At 67.5% G+C, this 17305-nt stretch carries 20 protein-coding genes and 1 tRNA gene; 13 read left to right on the forward strand and 8 right to left on the reverse strand.

The features are described 5' to 3' along the window. The first annotated feature begins 8 nt into the window (after window positions 1-8). From FRZ44_RS25105 to FRZ44_RS25140, 8 genes are all read left to right on the forward strand, one after another. Window positions 9-572: a DsbE family thiol:disulfide interchange protein gene (locus tag FRZ44_RS25105; RefSeq protein WP_151179760.1), complete on the forward strand. Its 564-nt coding sequence runs from the start codon at window positions 9-11 to the stop codon at window positions 570-572. After that, window positions 569-1078: a cytochrome c-type biogenesis protein gene (locus FRZ44_RS25110; RefSeq protein ID WP_151179761.1), complete on the forward strand. Its 510-nt coding sequence runs from the start codon at window positions 569-571 to the stop codon at window positions 1076-1078. Before FRZ44_RS25105 ends, FRZ44_RS25110 begins: the two co-directional genes overlap by 4 nt. After that, window positions 1075-2493 carry a c-type cytochrome biogenesis protein CcmI gene (gene ccmI, locus FRZ44_RS25115; RefSeq protein ID WP_151179762.1) on the forward strand — a complete coding sequence of 473 codons (1419 nt, stop codon included), beginning with the start codon at window positions 1075-1077 and terminating at the stop codon, window positions 2491-2493. Before FRZ44_RS25110 ends, ccmI begins: the two co-directional genes overlap by 4 nt. 84 nt (window positions 2494-2577) lie before the next feature. Then, window positions 2578-3624: an aromatic ring-hydroxylating oxygenase subunit alpha gene (locus FRZ44_RS25120; protein WP_151179763.1), complete on the forward strand. Its 1047-nt coding sequence runs from the start codon at window positions 2578-2580 to the stop codon at window positions 3622-3624. 237 nt (window positions 3625-3861) lie between these two features. Next, complete coding sequence (locus tag FRZ44_RS25125; RefSeq protein WP_151179764.1) at window positions 3862-4638, forward strand: ABC transporter ATP-binding protein; 777 nt, start codon at window positions 3862-3864, stop codon at window positions 4636-4638. Window positions 4639-4707: 69 nt separating this feature from the next. Beyond that, on the forward strand, window positions 4708-5490 hold the full coding sequence (locus FRZ44_RS25130; protein ID WP_191908607.1) for a transporter substrate-binding domain-containing protein: 783 nt from the start codon (window positions 4708-4710) through the stop codon (window positions 5488-5490). A gap of 106 nt (window positions 5491-5596) precedes the next feature. Continuing rightward, entirely contained in the window at window positions 5597-6286 is a 690-nt protein-coding gene (locus FRZ44_RS25135; protein ID WP_151179766.1) for an ABC transporter permease, read from the forward strand. A gap of 18 nt (window positions 6287-6304) precedes the next feature. Continuing rightward, window positions 6305-7114 (forward strand): ABC transporter permease, encoded by an 810-nt coding sequence (locus FRZ44_RS25140; protein WP_151179767.1) that lies wholly within the window; start codon window positions 6305-6307, stop codon window positions 7112-7114. 77 nt (window positions 7115-7191) lie between these two features. On the opposite strand, the gene FRZ44_RS25145 is transcribed toward FRZ44_RS25140, so the two are convergent. Beyond that, window positions 7192-7267 (reverse strand) — tRNA-Ala (locus FRZ44_RS25145). Window positions 7268-7483: 216 nt separating this feature from the next. Between FRZ44_RS25145 and FRZ44_RS25150 the strand changes: the two genes are divergently transcribed. The 3 genes from FRZ44_RS25150 to folD are packed head-to-tail and all read left to right on the forward strand — an operon-like array spanning window position 7484 to window position 9047. After that, entirely contained in the window at window positions 7484-7762 is a 279-nt protein-coding gene (locus tag FRZ44_RS25150; protein WP_191908294.1) for a YggT family protein, read from the forward strand. Window positions 7763-7774: 12 nt separating this feature from the next. Then, window positions 7775-8119 (forward strand): DUF167 family protein, encoded by a 345-nt coding sequence (locus FRZ44_RS25155; RefSeq protein WP_151179769.1) that lies wholly within the window; start codon window positions 7775-7777, stop codon window positions 8117-8119. 55 nt (window positions 8120-8174) lie between these two features. Further along, a complete protein-coding gene (gene folD / locus FRZ44_RS25160) occupies window positions 8175-9047 on the forward strand; it encodes a bifunctional methylenetetrahydrofolate dehydrogenase/methenyltetrahydrofolate cyclohydrolase FolD (protein WP_151179770.1) in 873 nt (290 codons plus the stop codon). 202 nt (window positions 9048-9249) lie between these two features. Here folD and FRZ44_RS25165 read toward each other — a convergent pair whose 3' ends face one another. The 5 genes from FRZ44_RS25165 to FRZ44_RS25185 form a co-directional block, all read right to left on the reverse strand. Continuing rightward, on the reverse strand, window positions 9250-9570 hold the full coding sequence (locus FRZ44_RS25165; RefSeq protein WP_151179771.1) for a heavy metal-binding domain-containing protein: 321 nt from the start codon (window positions 9568-9570) through the stop codon (window positions 9250-9252). Between the two features lie 54 nt (window positions 9571-9624). Next, window positions 9625-10452 (reverse strand): amino acid ABC transporter ATP-binding protein, encoded by an 828-nt coding sequence (locus tag FRZ44_RS25170; RefSeq protein ID WP_151179772.1) that lies wholly within the window; start codon window positions 10450-10452, stop codon window positions 9625-9627. A 20-nt stretch (window positions 10453-10472) separates the two neighbouring features. Further along, complete coding sequence (locus FRZ44_RS25175; RefSeq protein ID WP_151179773.1) at window positions 10473-11135, reverse strand: amino acid ABC transporter permease; 663 nt, start codon at window positions 11133-11135, stop codon at window positions 10473-10475. Beyond that, the gene (locus tag FRZ44_RS25180) at window positions 11132-11773 is read right to left on the reverse strand and encodes an amino acid ABC transporter permease (RefSeq protein WP_151179774.1); all 642 of its coding nucleotides are present in this window, start codon (window positions 11771-11773) and stop codon (window positions 11132-11134) included. Before FRZ44_RS25180 ends, FRZ44_RS25175 begins: the two co-directional genes overlap by 4 nt. A 94-nt stretch (window positions 11774-11867) precedes the next feature. Next, window positions 11868-12701 carry a transporter substrate-binding domain-containing protein gene (locus FRZ44_RS25185; RefSeq protein WP_225308441.1) on the reverse strand — a complete coding sequence of 278 codons (834 nt, stop codon included), beginning with the start codon at window positions 12699-12701 and terminating at the stop codon, window positions 11868-11870. 267 nt (window positions 12702-12968) lie between these two features. On the opposite strand from FRZ44_RS25185, the gene FRZ44_RS25190 reads away from it, so the two are divergent. Further along, window positions 12969-13958: an isopenicillin N synthase family dioxygenase gene (locus FRZ44_RS25190; RefSeq protein ID WP_151179775.1), complete on the forward strand. Its 990-nt coding sequence runs from the start codon at window positions 12969-12971 to the stop codon at window positions 13956-13958. A 24-nt stretch (window positions 13959-13982) separates the two neighbouring features. Here the strand turns inward: FRZ44_RS25190 and FRZ44_RS25195 are convergent, their stop codons facing one another. Continuing rightward, a complete protein-coding gene (locus tag FRZ44_RS25195; RefSeq protein WP_151179776.1) occupies window positions 13983-14501 on the reverse strand; it encodes a GNAT family N-acetyltransferase in 519 nt (172 codons plus the stop codon). A 5-nt stretch (window positions 14502-14506) separates the two neighbouring features. Further along, window positions 14507-15724 (reverse strand): argininosuccinate synthase, encoded by a 1218-nt coding sequence (locus tag FRZ44_RS25200; RefSeq protein WP_151179777.1) that lies wholly within the window; start codon window positions 15722-15724, stop codon window positions 14507-14509. Window positions 15725-15925: 201 nt separating this feature from the next. Here FRZ44_RS25200 and FRZ44_RS25205 point away from each other — a divergent pair, with 201 nt between their 5' ends. Further along, window positions 15926-17164 (forward strand): ArsR/SmtB family transcription factor, encoded by a 1239-nt coding sequence (locus tag FRZ44_RS25205; RefSeq protein WP_191908295.1) that lies wholly within the window; start codon window positions 15926-15928, stop codon window positions 17162-17164. Window positions 17165-17305: the final 141 nt, after the last annotated feature.

Raw genomic sequence — 17305 nt, forward strand, 5'->3', positions numbered from 1 at the left:
AACGCGCCATGACCCTCCCCTCGCGCCGGATTCTGTTCCTGCTGCCGATCCTGCTGTTTGCGGGCGTGGCCGCTTATTTCCTGCTGCGGCTGGGCGAAGACCGCGATCCGAGCCAGATCCCCTCCGCCCTGATCGACCGCCCCGTGCCGGAATTCTCCTTGCCCGGCATGACCGCGACGGATCGCGGCCTAACCCATGCCGACGTCATGCGCACCGGCAACGAGGGCAAGGTCACGATCGTGAATTTCTTCGCCAGCTGGTGCCTGCCCTGCCGCGCCGAACATCCGCTGCTGAGCGAGCTCGCCCAGCATCCGAACGTGGCGCTCTACGGCATCCTCTACAAGGATGAGCCCGCGGCCGCGGCCGACTGGCTCAAGGAGCTGGGCAATCCCTACGCCGCCATCGGCAACGATGCGAAGGGCCGCACGGGGATCGATTTCGGCATCTCGGGCGTGCCGGAAAGCTTCATCGTCGATCGCGCCGGCCATATCCGCTATCGGCAATGGGGTCCGCTGGATCAGCCGACCATCGACAAGACGATCATGCCGCTGCTCGACGAGCTGACGAAATGAGGCGGCGAATTTTTCCGCTCGGTTGTCTCGCCGTCCTCCTGCTGTGGGCGATGATCGGGCTGGCGCAGGCGGTCGAGCCCGGCGAGATGCTGGCCGACCCCGCGCTCGAGGCGCGCGCGCGGACCATCAGCCGCGACATCCGCTGCCTCGTCTGCCAGAACCAGTCGATCGACGATTCGCAAGCCGATCTGGCGCATGACCTGCGCGTGCTGATCCGCGAGCGGCTCACGGCCGGCGACAGCGACGCCCAGGTGCGCGCCTTCCTGGTGGCACGCTATGGCGACTTCGTCCTGCTGGAGCCGCCGCTCAAGCCCAAGACCTATCTGCTCTGGTTCGGTCCGGCCGCGATCTTCCTCCTGGCGCTGCTGGCGATCGCGCTCTATTTCCGCCGGCGCCGGTCTGAAGCGGCGCCGGCCGCCTTGACGCCTGAGGAGCAGGCGCATCTGCGGGCCCTCCTGGCGCGCGATGGCGAAGAGGCCGCGCCGCCGGGCGGGAGCGCGCCGTGACCCTGCTCTGGATCGCCATCGCGCTGCTCACCGCCGCGTCGCTGCTGGCGCTGCTCTGGCCCTTGCTGCGCGCGGCCGAGCCGGTGCCGCCGGTCGGCGGCGACGATGCGGTCTATCGCGACCAGCTGAACGAGCTCAAACGCGATCTCGAGCGCCGGTTGATCGATCCCGACGCGGCGGCCTCGGCCCGGCTCGAGATCGAACGGCGGCTGCTCGCGACCGATGTCGCCGCGCCACCCTTGCGGCACCAGCCCGCCGTGACGCGCCGCCGGCTCGTCCTGGTGCTGGCGGCGATCCTGGCCGCGGGTGCCCCCATCCTCTATCTCGAGCTGGGCGCGCCCGGCCTTCCCGACCAGCCGATGCGGCAGGCCTCGCTGGCGCCGCGGTCGGTCGACACGGCCGTGCCGCCGCCCTCGCCCGAGCTGCAGCCCCTGGCCGATGCGGCGAAGCTGCTCGCGGCCAAGCTCGATGCCAACCCGTCCGATGCCACCGGCTGGGCGCAGCTCGGCGATCTCTATCTGACCCTGCAGCGTTTCGAGGAGGCGGCCACGGCGCTGGAGCAGGCGATCCAGCAGAATGCCGATCCCAAGCTCACCCAGTCCCGCTATGGCGAGGCGCTGACGCAGATGGCCGAGGGCCAGGTGACGCCCGACGCGGCCGCCGCCTTGCGCAAGGGCCTGGCGGCCGATCCGGCCGATCCGCGCGCGCGCTTCTACCTGGCGCTGGCCGCGGCCGAGGCCGGCCGGATCGACGAGGCGATCGCCGCCTGGAACCAGCTGCTGGCCGAAGCGCCGCCCGATGCCGGCTGGCGCCAGATGGTCGAGCAGACCATCGCCGCCGCCCAGCGCGCCAAGGCCGGCATGGCCATGGCGGCCGCGCCCGGCGCCACGGCGGCACCCGCGCCCGCCGACGGCAGTGGCACCGGGCCTTCCAATGAGGACATGGCGGCCATGGCGAACCTCACGCCCGAAGAGCGCGAGGCCAAGATCCGCGCCATGGTCGACGGCCTGGCGCAGCGGCTGCAGAGCGATCCCAACGATCTCGAGGGCTGGCTCAAGCTGTCGCGCTCCTATGGCGTGCTGGGCCAGAGCGACAAGGCCGTGGAGGCCCTGGGTCATGCCGCGGCGCTGGCCCCCGACCGCACCGACATCCAGCTCGATTATGCCGGGGCCCTGCTCCAGGGAACGCCCGAGACGGCGCCCCTGCCGCCCGCCTTCGACGAGACCCTGGCGCGCGTGCGCGCCAAGGAACCCGGCAATCTGGCGCTGCTCTATTTCGACGGGCTGGGCGCCGCGCGGGCCGGCCGGCCGGCCGACGCCCGCAAGCTCTGGACCCGGCTCCTGGCGGCCCTGCCGGCGGATGCCCCCTTGCGCTCGCATCTCCAGGACCAGATCAACGCCCTGCCGGCGGATTAGCGCTCGCCCAGGACCCGCCCTTGCCCGACCCCGGCGCGACCGACTAGCTTTGAACGCAACAGCGCAAGTCCCGGAGCCTTCCCGATGCAGACCACCCAGACCATCGCCGCCAAGGGCCAGCCGGTTCTGACCCTGCCGGGCAGCTGGTATTCCGATCCCGAGATCTTCGCCGCCGAGCGCGCGCGCATCTTCGGCAAGACCTGGCAGCTCGCGGGGCCGCTCTCCTCGCTGCAGAAGCCCGGCGACTATATGGCGATCGAGATCCTGGGGTGGCGCGTCTTCGTGATCCGGAATCGGGAGGGGGAGCTCAAGGGCTTCCACAATGTCTGCCGCCATCGCGCCGGCCCGCTGCTGGACGAGGGCCGCGGCCATTGCGACATCCTGCGCTGCCGCTATCACCTCTGGGTCTATGACACCGACGGCAATCTGCGGCGCACGCCCGCCTTCGGCGAGGCCGACTGGTTCGACAAGAAGGATTACAGCCTGTTTCCGGTCAAGGTCGCGACCTGGCGCGGCCTGGTGTTTGTCAATCTCGACATGGATGCGGGGCCCCTCGAGGCGGCGCTGGGCGACCTGATCGACGAATGCGCGCCCTATCCGATGGAGAGCTTCACCTTCGTACGCGAGGAGGTGTTCGACATCGGCTGCAACTGGAAGACCTATACCGACAATTTCGTCGAGGGCTATCACATCCCGGGCATTCATGCCGGCCTCAAGGAAATGGTCGATATGGAGCGGTTCCAGACCACGGGCCGCAACCAGATCGTGGTGATGGAAGCGCCGCAGAAGGACGGCTCGATCTACGGCGGGGTCTGGACCTGGGCCTTTCCCAACATGACCCTCTCGGTCTATCCGCATGGCATGAACACCTCGCGGATCATGCCGATCGATGCCAAGCGCACGCGTCTCATCTACAATTTCTACTTCAAGGACGTGGCGCCCGAGGGCGCGGAGGCGCGCAAGCGCACCATCGAGATCAATTGCGGGATCGTGCGCGAGGATTTCGGCATCTGCGAGATCGCCCAGGGCAATATCGACGCCGGCCGCTACACCCAAGGTCCCCTGAGCCCCCGGCATGAGGACGGCGTGCGCTATTTTCACGAGCTTGTGCGCAACGCCCTGGCCGGATGATCCGACGCTCCCCTCAGGGGCCTGTTCCAGGGATGGCGGTTGCCGCTAAGTCGATGAAATAGGGCCGCTTCGCGCCTTTCTCCAGCGATTCCGGCGGCGACGGACAGGACGCGAGTGGAATCCTTCCCGCCGCCCGAAGAGCCCCGAAACCGGACCGTTTTACCCTTGGCAAAGATCGATGGGCGCGACTACCTTGCCTTTGGATAGGGATGGATACGACGAAAGCAGAGGCAATGAATGGGTGATTCAACACCCGCCCTTGTCGTCGAAGACTTGCACAAGCGGTTCGGCGAGGTCGAAGTCCTGAAGGGCGTGTCGTTGTCCGCCAGGGACGGCGACGTCATCGCGATGATCGGCAGCAGCGGCTCGGGCAAGAGCACGTTCCTGCGCTGCATCAACCTGCTCGAAACGCCGGACTCCGGACGCGTCTCGGTCGGCGGCGAGTTGATCCGCATGCGCCCCACCAGGCAGGGCCACGCGGTCCCGGAAGATTCCAAGCAGGTCGACCGGATCCGCTCGCGGCTCGGCATGGTGTTCCAGAGCTTCAATCTCTGGTCGCACATGACGGTGCTGGAGAACGTGATGGAAGCACCCGTGCATGTGCTGAAGGTGCCGAAGGCCGAGGCCAAGGAACGCGCCGTGGCCCTGCTCAACAAGGTCGGCATCGGCGACAAGGGCGACTACTACCCGGCGCATCTCTCGGGCGGCCAGCAGCAGCGCGCGGCGATCGCCCGCGCGCTGGCGATGGAGCCCCAGGTGATGCTGTTCGACGAGCCGACCTCGGCGCTCGATCCCGAGCTGGTCGGCGAGGTGCTGAAAGTGATGCGACAGCTGGCCGACGAGGGCCGCACCATGATCGTGGTGACCCACGAGATGGGCTTCGCCCGCGAGGTCGCGACCGAGGTGCTGTTCCTGCATCAGGGCCGCGTCGAGGAGCAGGGTCCGCCCGCGAAGCTCTTCAAGAATCCCGACTCCGAACGCTGCCGCCAGTTCCTGGCGAGCCGGCTGCACTAGGGTCGCAACGGACTTCAAGCGGGGGAGCGTTGCTCCCCGATAACAAAGGGAGACTTGCACGTGAAGAGAATGTTGACGCTGACGCTCGCGGCTGCCGCGCTGGCCTTCGCCACCGCGTCGGCCTCGGCCGATTCGATGAAGATCACGATCGCGACCGAAGGCGCCTATGCGCCCTTCAATTTCGTCGCCGACGACGGCTCGCTCCAGGGCTTCGACGTCGATATCGCCAAGGCGCTCTGCGCGAAGATCAAGGCCGAATGCACCATCATCAAGCAGGACTGGGACGGCATGATCCCGGGCCTGCTGGCCAAGAAGTACGACGCCATCGTCGCCTCGATGTCGATCACCGCGGAGCGCAAGCAGAAGATCGATTTCACCGGCAAATACTACAATACGCCGGCCGTGATCGTGGCGCGCAAGGACTCGGCCATCAAGATCGGGGCCGACGGCCATATCGATCCGGCCAGCATGAAGGGCCTGAAGATCGGCGCGCAGCGCGCGACCATCCATGAGAACTTCGCCCGCGCCAACTTCCCCGGCGCCGAGGTCGTGGTCTATGACACGGCCGACAACGCCAATCTCGATCTCATGAGCGGACGTCTCGATGCGCGCATCGACGACATCCTGGCGCTCGAGTCCGGCGTGTTGAAGCAGGATGGCGGCGCCGATTACCAGATCTTCGGCAAGGGCTGGACCGGCGGCATCCTCGGCGACGGCGCGGGCATCGGCGTGCGCAAGGAGGACACCAAGCTGCGCGACGCGCTGAGCCAGGCGATCCTCGATATCCGCGCCGACGGCACCTACAAGAAGATCAACGACAAGTACTTCAACTTCGACGTCTATGGCGACTGATCGAGCCGCCTAGACCGGTTAAGCGAAGCGCCGCCGGAGGCTGACCGCTTCCGGCGGCGCTGTCTTTCTCAGCCCACCGCCGCCCTCGAGGAAAAACTGTCACCCGATGTTCGACTATAAGGGCTACGGACATTTCCTGATCGAAGGCGCACAGATGACGATCATCGTCGCTGTGCTGGCGATGCTGCTCACGGTCGCGATGGGCTTGATCGGCGCGCTCGGCAAGCTGTCGCGCTTCCGCTGGGCCCGCATCCTCGCCGACCTCTACACCACCATCATCCGCGGCGTGCCGGAACTGGTATTGCTCTTGCTGATCTATTACGGCGGCACCGTGCTGCTGCAGCATCTCGCCAGCCTGTTCGGGCGCGAGGAGCCGATCGACATCAACGCCTTCGTCGCCGGCGTCCTGGTGATCGGCTTCATCTATGGCGCCTATGCGACCGAGACCTTCCGCGGCGCCTTCCAGGCGGTGCCGAAAGGCCAGATCGAGGCCGCCATGGCCTGCGGCATGAACCGCCGGCAGATCTTCTGGCGCATCCGCCTGCCCCAGGTCTGGCGCTTCGCCATTCCGGGCCTTGGCAATGTCTGGCTGGTGCTGCTGAAGGCGACCTCGCTCATGTCGGTGATCGGCGTCGAGGAGCTGACGCGCAAGGCCGACCTCGCCAAGGCGCCGACGCGCGAGCCCTTCACCTTCTTCATCAGCGCCGCCTTCATCTATCTCGTCTTCACCGCGATCTCGGACTTCGGACGGCATTGGGCGGAAAAACGCGCCAATGTCGGCGTCCGGCGCGCCTGAAGGGGGAGACGAGCGCGCATGGACACCCAGGCCCCCGATCTCTGGCAGCGCATCAACGCGGTGTTCGATTTCGATCTGATCTGGCGGAGCCTGCCGGCCCTCTTCGACGGGCTCTTGCTGACGATCGAGCTGGTGGCGATCTCGCTCGTCATCGGGCTCATCATCGCCGTGCCGCTCGCCATCATGCGGGCCTCGGGCAAGACCTGGCTCTCCGCGCCGATCTACGCCTACACCTATTTCTTCCGCGGCACGCCGCTCCTGGTGCAGATCTTCCTGATCTATTACGGGCTGGGCCAGTTCCACTGGATCAAGACCACCATCCTCTGGGACTTCTTCCGCGAGGGCTACTGGTGCTGCCTGCTCGCCTTCGTGCTCAATACCGCCGCCTATGTGACCGAGATCTTCCGCGGCGCGATCCAGGCGGTGCCTCATGGCGAGGTCGAGGCGGCCAAGGCCTGCGGCATGTCCTGGGGCCTGCGCTACCGGCGCATCATCCTGCCGCGCGCCCTGCAGCTGGTGCTGCCGGCCTATTCCAACGAAGTGATCTTCATGCTGCAGGCGAGCTCGCTCGCCAGCGTGGTGACGCTCATGGATCTGACCGGCGTGGCGCGCGTCATCATCGCGCGGACCTTCGCGCCCTATGAGATCTTCATCACCATCGCGATCATCTATCTGGCGATCACCTATCTGATCGCCTGGGGCTTCCGCCGCTTCGAATGGCGCCTGACCCACCATCTGCGCGACCGCCCGACCGTCTCGGCCATCCGCCGGGGTGAGGCGGCCGAACCTGCGGTCGAGATTCCGACTCCGACGCCGCTCAATCGATAGGGGTCGATCGATCCGCTCCCGCGGCCGAGGGCCGGCGGGTGGGGGCGTTGCGGATTTCGGGAAGATCGGTCGGCGGCTGGTGGAGCTGAGGGGAATCGAACCCCTGACCTCCTCATTGCGAACGAGGCGCTCTCCCATCTGAGCTACAGCCCCGCCGCCGAACGGCCGGGACTATGGAAAGACGCCCTCGCCCTGTCAAGGGCAAGAGGCTTAAGAGGAGGTTACCGCGAGGCCGGCCGAGCCCAGCGATTCCAGGCGCTTGGCAGGGACCGAACGGGCGCGGCGGATCGTCCCGCGCCCTTGCGTAGGGCGCCCCGGGCCGATAGCCTCGGGCCGGTTTTCGCCATGCCAGGAGGCAGCGCCCCCGCGATGAATCCCTTCGCAAGCATCATCGACCTCGTGATCAGGCTCTATATGTGGGTCGTGATCGGCAGCGCCATCATGAGCTGGCTCGTCGCCTTCGGCGTGCTCAACACCCGCAACCGTTTCGTCTATCAGGTGGGCGACGTGCTCTACCGCCTGACCGAGCCGGCGCTGAGACCGATCCGCAAGGTGGTCCCGACGATCGGCGGGCTGGATCTGTCGCCGGTGGTGCTGCTGCTGCTCCTCATCCTCATCCGTAACCTGCTGTTCTGGTACGTCTTCTAGAGGCGAGCCCCGGTGCCGCGACCGTTCGCTGCCGTGTCGGATGGGTTGCGCCTGCGGGTCCGGCTGACGCCCAAGGCGCGGCGCAGCGCAATCGACGGGCTGATGGCGGAGGCGGACGGCTCGGTGGTGCTGAAGGTGGCGGTCACGGCGGTGCCGGAGAAGGGCCGTGCCAACGAGGCGCTGATCGAGCTCCTGGCCAAGGAATGGCGGATCGCCCGCTCCAGCATCACGCTCGAGAGCGGCGCCACCGACCGGCGCAAGCTGCTGCATCTGGCGGGCGATCCGATGGCGCTGGAAGCCCTGCTGACGGCGTGGCTGGCACATCACGGCGACAAAACTCACGGCACAAAGATCTAGGGGCCGTGTGAAGCGGCCCGACGACGAGTTCGACATCGAAGGAAATGAGACGCGCATGAGCAATATCATCGATGGCAAGGCCTTCGCCGAAGGCCTGCGCCGCCGCCTCGCCGCCCAGATCGCCGGCCTCAAGGAGAAGCATGGCTTCATCCCGGGCCTGGCCGTGGTGCTGGTGGGCGAGGACCCCGCCAGCAAGGTCTATGTCCGCAACAAGGCGGCACAGACGGTCGAGGTCGGCATGGCCTCGTTCGAGCATAAGCTCCCGCCCACCACCTCGCAGGGCGAGCTCCTGGCGCTGGTGAAGCGGCTCAACGAGGACAAGTCGGTCAACGGCATCCTGGTGCAGCTGCCGCTGCCCAAGCAGATCGACCCGCAGGCCGTGCTCGACGCGATCGATCCGGCCAAGGATGTCGACGGCTTCCATGTGATCAATGCGGGCCGGCTCGCGACCGGCGGCCAGGCCTTGGTGCCCTGCACGCCGCTGGGCTGCCTGATGCTGCTGAAGGACCGGCTCGGCGATCTCTCCGGCAAGCGCGCCGTGGTGCTCGGCCGCTCCAACATCGTCGGCAAGCCGATGGCGCAGCTGCTGCTCGGCGAAAGCTGCACCGTCACCATCGCCCATTCCAAGACCCGCGACCTCGCCGGCGAATGCCGCCGCGCCGAGATCCTGGTGGCCGCCGTCGGCCGCCCCGAGATGGTGCGCGGCGACTGGGTGGCGCCGGGCGCCACCGTGATCGATGTCGGCATCAACCGCATCACCGGGCCCGATGGCAAGGGCAAGCTGGTGGGCGACGTGAACTTCGCGGAGGCGGTCAAGCATGCCGGCGCCATCACGCCCGTGCCGGGCGGTGTCGGCCCGATGACGATCGCCGTGCTGCTGCAGAACACGGTCACCGCCGCCTGCAGGCAGCACGGGGTGACGATTTAGGGATCGCATAAAATGGATCTCACCCCCTTCCCTTGCGGGAGGGGGTAGGGGGAGGGGTTGGTTCAGAGGAGGTTTCGAACGTTGTGCGCGCTGCAATCGCTATAGCAGCCCGCACGTCATCGAGAGCCCTCCCCCTACCCCCTCCCGCACGCCGCCTTCGGCGGCTGGGAAGGGGGTGAAGTTAATTGCGTAAGCCCCGCCCCTACTCGATCACCACCGCCGTGCCGCTGACGCTCACCATCAGCATGCTGCCGTCCTTGCCGACGACCTCGTAGTCGATGTCGATGCCGATGATGGCGTTGCCGCCGGCTTCTTTCGCGGCCTTTTCCATCTCGCCCATCGCCGCCTCGCGGGCACCTTTGAGCGCGTTCTCATAGGCGCCGGAACGGCCGCCGACGATGTCGGTGATCGAGGCCATGAAGTCGCGGAAGATGTTGGCGCCGACAATGGTCTCGCCGGTCACGATGCCGCGATAGTCGCGGATCTTGAAGCCTTCGATGGTGTTGGTCGTGGTCAGGATCATGGCGGCGTCTCCAACGTCGTTCCGGCCGCCCGCCCGACGCGGCGGCGGCACCGATTAGACCAGCACCGCCGCGCCGCGGTCGAGATAAGTTTCCAGGAAGTCGGCCAGCCGCGGATGCCAGGGCTTGGCGAAGACGTCCTTGGCCAGGCCCCGCAGCAGGATCTCGCCCTTGTCGAGGAACGCCACGTCGCTGGCCACCTGGGCGGCAAAGCCGATCTCGTGCGTCACCACCACCATGGTCATGCCTTCCTGCGCCAGATGCCGCATGACGGACAGGACCTCGCCGGTGAGCTCCGGATCGAGCGAGGAGGTCGGCTCGTCGAACAGCATGATCCGGGGCTCCATGGCGAGGGCACGCGCGATGGCCACGCGCTGCTGCTGCCCGCCGGAAAGCTGCGAAGGATAGTGGTGGGCACGGTCGGCCAGGTCGACGCGCTCCAAGACCGACATCGCGCGGGCCTCGGCCTCCCGGCGCGACAGGCCGCGAACCCGCTTCAGCGCCTCGCTGACATTGCCCAGCGCCGTCATATGCGGCCAGAGGTTGAATTGCTGGAACACCATCCCGATCGCGCGCCGGACCCGGACGACCTGCGCGTGGGGCAGACGCAGGCGCCCGCCGCCCGGCTTCGGCGCGAATCCCAGCGGCTCGCCATAGACGGTGATGATGCCGGCGTCATGCTCCTCCAGGAAAGCCATGCAGCGCAGCAGCGTGCTCTTGCCCGAGCCCGAGGGACCCAGCAGGCAGGTCACGACGCCATGGCGCACGGCGAGGTCGACGTTCTTCAGGACGGTATTCTGGCCGAAGGTCTTGCTCAGCCCCTCGATCCGAAGCGCCACGCCCCCGGCTTCGAGCCCCGCCGCCTTGCCCGTCAGATCGGTCATCGCCGCTCCCGAGGGATCCATCATACCATCCGATAGCGCGCGAGGCCGGCCTCGAGGCCGCGCCCCAGGGCGCTCGCCGCCTCCACGATGCCCCAATAGATCAGGGCCAGCAGCAGCAGCGCCTCGACGAAGGCGAAATGCGCCGAGCCGATCGCAGTCACCACCAGCGTCAGCTCCGGCACCGTGATGATGGAAAGCACCGCCGTCTCCTTGAGGAGGATGATCATCATGTTGATCGAGCTCGGCAGGATCAGCAGCGTCATCTCCGGAACCAGGATGCGCGCGACCGTCTGGGTGCGGGTCAGGCCCAGGACCGTGGCGGCCTCGACATGGCCGCGCGGCACGGCCTCGAGACCGGCGCGAATTATCTCGGAGAAATAGGCGGCTCCATAGATCGCGGTCCCCAGGAATCCCGCCTCGTAGGGCTCCAGGCGCAAGCCGATGAAGGGGCCGCCGTAATAGAGCAGGAAGAGCTGGATCAGGAACGGCGTGCCGCGCAGGACCTCGACGGGGCCGGCCAGGCCCCACCGGACCCAGCCGCCGCCATAGCGGCGCGCCAGCGCCACCAGGAAGCCGATCGCGAAGGCGACCAGCCCGCCGCCGATCCACATCATGACCGTGATGCCGGCGCCCCGCAGCGCCGCGGGGATCGAGTGGAGGATCAGATCGAGATCGAGCGTCACCGGCGCCCCCAATGCAGGGCGCGTTCGAGCCCGAGGCCACCGCCGGCGATGCACCAGTTGAGGAGCAGATAGAGCAGGCCGGCCATCGCATACATGTCGAGCGGCTTGAAGGTGCTGGTGGAAAGGTTCTGCGCCATGCGCGTCAGCTCCGACACGCCGACCACCGAGACCAGGGAGGAGGATTTGAGGATCAGGATCGCCTCATTGACGATCGCCGGCAGCACGAGGCGAAAGGCGATCGGCAGCCGGATGCGCAGCAGGATCTGGCGGTCGCCGAGACCGACCATGCGTGCCGCCTCGATCAGGCCCGGCGCCACGTTCAGGAAGCCGCCGCGCAGATTCTCCGCCTGATAGGCCGCGGTGCAGAGCGCCAGGCCGACGATGGCGGTGACCGTGCTCGGCAGGTTGATGCCGACGCCGGGCAGGAGATAGTAGATCAGCATCAGCTGGACCAGCAGCGGGACGCCGCGAAAGAAGCTGATATAGGAACGGCCGAGCCGGTGCAGGAGCCGGTTGCGCGCCAGGCTGGCCGCCGCGATCGGCACGGCGATGGCCAGCCCGAAGGCGATGGCCAGCGCGCTGATGATCGCCGTGACCCCGGCCCCCAGCGCCAGCAGTTCGAAATATTTCCAGCTCATCCTGCTGCTGTCGTGGGCGAGGGCTGCGATCGGGCCCGGGAGCCGGCGGCGCTCCCCAGGCCGAGACCGGAAGGCGCCGCCGCGACCCGCGTGATCAGAAGTTCGGCGTCGGGACCGTGTCCGGCGTATCGAACACCAGCCCGAACCATTTCTTTTCCAGCGCCGCCAGGCGACCGTCATGCTTCATCTTCACCAGCGCCTGGTCGATCGCGTCCATCAGCGACTTGTGGTCGTCGTCCTTGCGGCCGACATAGCCGAAATAGGATTTCTGGCCGAACGGCGGCTCGACCACGGCGAAGGTGTCGGGGCGCTGCTGGGCGACATAGGCGATGTTCGGAAGCGAGTTGGCGACGCCCGCGATGCGGCCCGCCGCGAGATCGGCATAGGCGGTGCTGTTGTCGACATACTCACGGATGTCGACGTTCTTCAGGGTGGCGGCGTAGGCCTTGAGCTGGTCCATCTGCGAGGAGGCCTTGCCGGCGCCGACCGCCTTGCCGGCGATGTCCTCCGGCTTCTGGATCGATTTGTCGCCCGCGGCCTTGAGGATCGCGCAGGTGGCGTCCGCGATCGGCACCGTGAAGCGGTAATGCTCCATGCGCGCCTTGGTGATCGTCGCCGGACCCGCGACGATGTCGAACTTGCCGGCATCGAGCCCCGGCAGGACGCTTTCCCACGGAAGATCTTCCCACACGATCTTCACGCCCAGCTCCTTGCCGATCTCGTTGAAGACATCGACATTGAGCCCGACATGATCGCCCGCATCGATGAAATCGAACGGCGCGAACTGCGTCTCGGTGCCGACCTTGAGCTCGCCGGCCGCCTTCACTTTGGCCAATGCGTCATCGGCCTTCGCCGCGCTGCCGAAGGCACCCGTGCCGAGCATCAACGCCAGCAGGCCGGCGGTAAATCCGCCCCATAGGCTTTTCATGTTCCGTGCTCCCAGAAGATTGCCAAATTCCAAACCCGACGCCGCCGCCTCGTTTCGAGGCGGTCCGGCGTGGCGCCGCTTGATGGTCCCGGAGACCTGTCACGGTCGCATGGCGAACCGGCGCCGCTCTCGACCCCCGCGCCCTCGAACGCGCTGAAATCGAGCCCTGGCGCATTGTTGCCACAGGGTTTCGGCAGTGTAAACTTGCTTCCGGACGGCCCGGCGGCGAACCCGTAGCGGGCGGAACGGCGGACAGGAGTGGGCGGAATGCAATCCTTGCCAGGCGCGGGCGGGAGCGAGCTCCCGATCATCGATCTCGGGGGCGTGCGACGCGGGGACCGCGCCGCCATGAGCCGGACCGCGGCCGCCATCCGCTCGGCCTGCACCGGTGTCGGGTTCTTCTATGTGACGCATCACGGCGTTCCGGACGCGGTGATCGCCGAGGCCGTCGCGCAGGCCCGCGCTTTCTTCGCTTTGCCGCTGGAGCGCAAGCGCGAGGTGTCGGTCAATGCCCGGCATCGCGGCTTCAATGCGCTGGGCGACGCCCTCATGTATGAGGCGAAGCGACCCGACCACAAGGAGTTCTACAGCATGGGGCTGGAGCTGCCGGAGGACGATCCCGACGTGGTCGCCGGCGAGCCCCTGCGCGGCCCCAACAACTGGCCCAAGGACAGGCCCGCCTTCCGCGCGGCGCTGACGGCCTATTATGACGCCATGGGCGCCTGCGGCGCGGAGCTGCTGCGTTGCGTGGCGGTGTCGCTGGGCCGGCCGGAAGACTTCTTTGCCAGCCGCTACCGCAAGCGGCTGCAGCGCACCCAGATCATCTATTACCCGCCGCAGCCGCCCGAGCTGGGCGACGACCAGTTCGGCGTGGCGCCGCATTCGGATTTCGGCTGCATCACCCTGCTGTGGCAGGACCAGAATGGCGGGCTGGAGGTGCTGGAGCGGTCGAGCCGGCGCTGGATCCCGGCGCAGCCGATCCCCGGCACCCTGGTCGTGAATGTCGGCGATCTGCTGGAGCGCTGGACCAACAATCTCTACGCCTCGACCCCGCACCGCGTCGTGAACCGGTCGGGCCGCGAGCGCTACTCGATCGCGACCTTCTACGACCCTGACTTCAAGGCGGTGATCGATCCGCGCGACTTCGGCGTCGCGCCCGAGGATATCCGAACCACGCCGACCACGGCGGGCGCCCATATCCTGGGCCGCATCGAGAAATCCTTCGGCTATCGCAAGAAGCTGAAAGAGACGGCCTGAGCGGGCCGGCGGCGGTTCGGGCGCTTAAGGGTTGCCGGTGCGGCGCAGCGACTTGCGGCAGGTGAGGCGCTGCGGCGCATAGCCGAGCTTGGTCCAGACAGCGGCCGCCGCCTTGTTGGCGAGACTGTAGCGCAACTCGATATGCTCGATGCCGCGATCCTGGAACCATCGCTCGGCCGCCTGCGCCAGCGCCGAGGCCACGCCCCGGCCGCGCGCCTCGTCGCGCACGAAGCAATGGGAGATGTAGCCCATCGAGGGAATCGGCGATTCCCTGACATAAGCGGGCTCGACCCGGCCATAGAGATAACCGACGGGCGCGCCCGCCAGCGAGGCGATCAGGACGAGATCGCCCTTGGCGAAGGCCGCTTCGAAATCGGCCCGCGCCAGATCGGCCCGCGGCTCGGCGCCCTCCCAGAACGCATCGGCCACGGTCGCCTTGAGATAGTCGAAGAAGCGCAGCGACAGCGCGGTCAGAAGCGCCAGGTCCGACGCGGTGGCGAGGCGGACATCGATCTGTCCGGCATCCGCAGGACCCCGCCCCATCGCGATCAGCCACGTCCCTTCTTCAGCAGTCGCAGCCTGAGCGCATTGAGCTTTATGAAGCCCGCGGCGTCGCGCTGGTCGTAGGCGCCGGCGTCTTCCTCGAAGGTCACATGCTGCAGGCTGTAGAGGCTCTTGGGCGATTTGCGGCCGACCACCGCCGTGTTGCCCTTGTAGAGCTTGAGCCGCACCGTGCCGGTGACATTCTCCTGGCTCTTGTCGATCAGGGCCTGGAGCATCTCCCGCTCCGGCGAGAACCAGAAGCCGTTATAGATCATCTCCGCATAGCGCGGCATGATCTCGTCCTTGAGATGGGCCGCCCCGCGATCGAGCGTGAGGCTCTCGATGCCGCGATGGGCGGCATGAAGGATCGTGCCGCCCGGCGTCTCATAGACGCCGCGGCTCTTCATGCCGACGAAGCGGTTCTCGACCAGGTCGAGCCGGCCGATGCCGTTCGCTTTTCCCAGCTCGTTGAGTTTGGTCAGGAGCGTCGCCGGCGACAGCCGCTTGCCGTCGATCGCGACCGCGTCGCCCTTCTCGAACTCGACCTCGATATAGGTCGCCTTGTCGGGGGCCGCTTCCGGCGAGATCGTGCGCTGATAGACCATCTCGTCGGGCTCGGCCCAGGGATCCTCCAGCACCTTGCCCTCGCTCGAGCTGTGCAGCAGGTTCGCATCGACCGAGAAGGGCGCGTCGCCGCGCTTGTCCTTGGCGATCGGAATCTGATGTTTCTCGGCGAACTCGATCAGCTTGGTGCGGCTGGTGAGATCCCATTCGCGCCAGGGCGCGATCACCTTGATGCCGGGCTCGAGCGCGTAATAGCCCAGCTCGAAGCGGACCTGGTCGTTGCCCTTGCCGGTGGCGCCATGCGCGACGGCGTCGGCGCCGGTCTTGCGCGCGATCTCGATCTGATGCTTGGCGATCAAGGGCCGCGCGATCGAGGTGCCCAGCAGATACTGGCCCTCATAGAGCGCGTTGGCGCGGAACATCGGAAACACGAAGTCGCGCACGAACTCCTCGCGCACGTCCTCGATGAAGATGTTCTCGGGCTTGATGCCGAGCAGCAGCGCCTTCTTGCGCGCGGGCTCCAGCTCCTCGCCCTGGCCCAGATCGGCGGTGAAGGTCACCACCTCGCAGCCATAGGCCTCCTGCAGCCATTTGAGGATCACGGAGGTGTCGAGGCCGCCGGAATAGGCGAGCACCGCTTTCTTGACCTTGGCGTGCATGGATCGAAAGTTCTCCCGGAGAAAAGCCGCGCGGAGTATAGGGATCGAGGCTGGACGGGCAAGCCACTCGGCTGCGACGTCGGGCTTCAAAGGCGGCGAGTGCATCTTTCGCTTGATCGGCCGAAGTTCAGTATTTATCTAACTAATGTTAGATTAGAATCGAATCATAGACCCATGCCTCCGCGCCGCCCTTCACCGCCCATGGCTCCAAGCTCGGGCTCCCCGCCGCGCTGGGAGTGCCGCGCCAGCCCGCGGCTCGAGCTGTTCCTCGCGGCCTGGTCGCTGGCCAGCGATCGCGCCCAGCGGCATCCCGAATGGCGCCGCCAGGGCCGCCGCGCCCTGCCCGGCACCTACTGGGCGGCGGAGGCTGCCCTCGGCGGCACGCCGGAAATCTGGCTGCTCGCCGCGGCCGCGCCGGGCGCAGTCCCGCTTGATTCGACGCCCATCGAACTCCTGGGCCGGATCGAGCATCGGCCCGCGGGCGCGGTTCTCACTGCCATGCTGACAGCGCTGCTCGGCGACCCTGTGCTGGCCCGGCGGGTCGCGGTGGGCGGGCTGACCTTGCCGCGGGCTTTGGCATCTCTCCCCCGGCCCCGTCTTCTCGCATTGAGTTCGATGGATTTCGAACCTTCCGATCTCGACCATCCGCTTTGGGCGTCCCTGGCGCGCTTCGCTGCCGATCCCGAGGCCGGGCAGCGGGCCCTGGTGGCGGGGCTCGACGCCTTCCGCGAGGCGGTGTTCGAGCCGCTATGGCGCAGCCTCGCCGGGGCCGAAGCCAAGCTGGCGGCCTCGGTCGCGGCCGGGATCGAACGGGGCGATTGGACGGGGCTGGGCCACCGGCTGGGGCTGGGCGTCGAGTTCGAGCCCAAGGCCGGCGCCCTCCGCCAGGTGACGGGGGGCGCCCGCACGGACATGGGCCAGATCGGCAGCCTCCAGTTCCTGCCCTCGAGCTTCAACGAGCCGCGCTGGTGGTTCGTGGATCCCGAAGGCGAGCGCGGCACCGCCTGGCTCCCCTTCCTCGACCCGAGCCTGGGGCCCGAGCCGCAGCGCGGCGGGGCTCTCGAGTCCGAGCCCGCGGCGATCCCGGCAGCAAGGCCGGGTTCCGCAGCCCGCAACCTCACGCCCGCGGCCGGCGGCGACGTGGCGCTGGTGTTCCGCGCGCTGGGCGATGCCACGCGCTTCGCCATCGCCCATCTTCTGGCGCGGCGCGCCATGCCGGCGGTCGAGCTGGCGCGCCAGCTTCATCTCTCCAAGCCGACCGTGACCCATCATCTGCATTTCCTGCGCGATGCCGGGCTCATCGAAGAGCAGGGCGAGGGCGGCCGCAAGCTGCTGGCGCTCCGCCGCGACGCGCTGGAGGCGCTGTCGAGCCGCACCGTACGCCGCCTGTTCGAAGCCGACGCCGTGCCGCCGGCACGATCGCGGCGGCGGCCGACCTAGCGTCGCGCTCTGCGAAAATTGCGACCCGGGCTGACGCGCGAAGCGGATCATGCCGGCGATGATGCCGATGGCGAAAGTCGAATTGCGGAAGCTCGAGGACGCTTATGGCGGCCGCTGATCGCGACCCGGATGCGAGATCCG

It is taken from the genome of Hypericibacter terrae (assembly GCF_008728855.1).
GTDB classification, from domain to species: domain Bacteria; phylum Pseudomonadota; class Alphaproteobacteria; order Dongiales; family Dongiaceae; genus Hypericibacter; species Hypericibacter terrae.